The 1,551-nt window shown below is 51.5% G+C and carries 1 protein-coding gene; it reads right to left on the bottom strand.

What is annotated here, in order from left to right; all coding sequences use genetic code 11:
• Positions 1-817: hypothetical protein (locus QZ994_RS19845; RefSeq protein WP_290877819.1), on the bottom strand; the 817-nt coding region annotated here is incomplete at its 3' end.
• Positions 818-1,551: the final 734 nt, after the last annotated feature.

The raw sequence follows: 1,551 nt of genomic DNA, 5'->3' as shown, positions 1-1,551 counted from the left end.
TGAAGCAGTCGTTCAACTCAGCGGTGTTGAGGTAGTAGCCGTAGTGGCGCTGCACGCTCTTGTAGAACTCAGTAATATATAGCAGGACATCATCAAACTTCTTCACTGCCATGTTGTTGTGCACATTAAACCCGTATCCGTGTGGAATCTTTGACAGGAACAGCTTGAGGAGACCACCGGGGTGCAGGGTACACTCGGGGACGGCGTGTGGGTTGTCGCGCGACAGGATGTCGTACATGCGCGTGAAGGTAACCTTGTATGATAGTAATGCAGTGTAGAATAGACCATAGTGCTCTGCGCGGGGCTTGTGCTCAGTGTCGTCGTTAAACCTTACACTGGCGGACATCTTTCTGTAGAACTCTGCTTGTGTCCGTGGTTGTATCATCTTGATTGTGTAGTTCTGCAACTGTATGTCCGTGAGATGATTAATCTTGTCAGGTAGGAGCTCGGGGTAGCGGGCCACGATGGAGTCCTTCACAGCTTGGGAGATGAAGGAGGCAACGTTGAGCTTGAGCAGGTGGCAAGTCTGGTATTCCAGAACAGCAACCCAGAACTGTAGAACCTTCCGCGGCGTGAGGCGTGTCAGCTTGGCCTCGTCGAAGGGCGGAGCAGCACGCGTGTACTGCACTTCCTTGGCGCGCTTCACCGCGCTTTCCTGTTCGCGCATGAGCAGACTCTGGCGCGAGTTGACAGGGAAGTAGTGTGTATCATCCATGTAGTTGCTGCTTGTTATTGAGATACCGGGATCGAATAACTCAATGCTTCCTTCCTCGTCAGACAGATCCGCGTGGGCGAGAGCAGCTTTGCGAGCGGTCACGGCGTTCAAGGCAGCCAGGGCGGCCCTGATGGAAGTCGCAGGCGCGGGTGTGTGCACGGGAGCCTGAGCGGTCACTGCGGGAGTGCTGGGGAGCGGAGGCAGGACGGAGAGAGAGACAGCAGCCGGAACAGCGGCGAGAGCAGCGGCAGGTGCAGCAGCAGGAGCAGAAGCAACGACGGGCAGATCGGAGGGCACAGGGACAACGGGCAGCACGGGGAGTGCGGCAGATGAGTCCAGGTCCGCCGAGCTTGGGGAACTTGGCGAAGTGGATGCAACAGTGTTAGATTCTAGTACAGTTACGCGTTGGGCGATACCTAGCAGAGTATTCTCTGTAGTTACTGCTTTGTCCACAATAATCTGTAACATAGCCATCATTGTGTCCAACCGATTGCTCATTGTGGCAATGGCTTCATCAACATTTGACATGTCGATGTTTTATTTTTATCTTTTGTAATTTAATTCTTAGATTGTAGATAGACTTCTTGAACTCTTCTGACGTCGAGAGTAATTCTGAGGCCAGAACACTGAAGAAACGTTTCTGTGGCAGCTTTATAACTAAAAGCTTCCTTAAGGATTCGAAAAGAGGATTCGAAGGAGACTTTCTCGATGAGGTGATAATTGCTGAACAAGTCGTGCAGCAAATCAACCTCTTAGTATGGCAACCCGCTATACCAAATCGATGACAAGAAGAGAGTCGTAATCCGAAGACTGATTTAAGAGAATGAAAAGAACAA

The organism is Aquabacterium sp. (assembly GCF_021768455.1).
Lineage (GTDB): Bacteria > Pseudomonadota > Gammaproteobacteria > Burkholderiales > Burkholderiaceae_C > Aquabacterium.
This window is presented reverse-complemented; position numbering and strand designations above follow the sequence as displayed.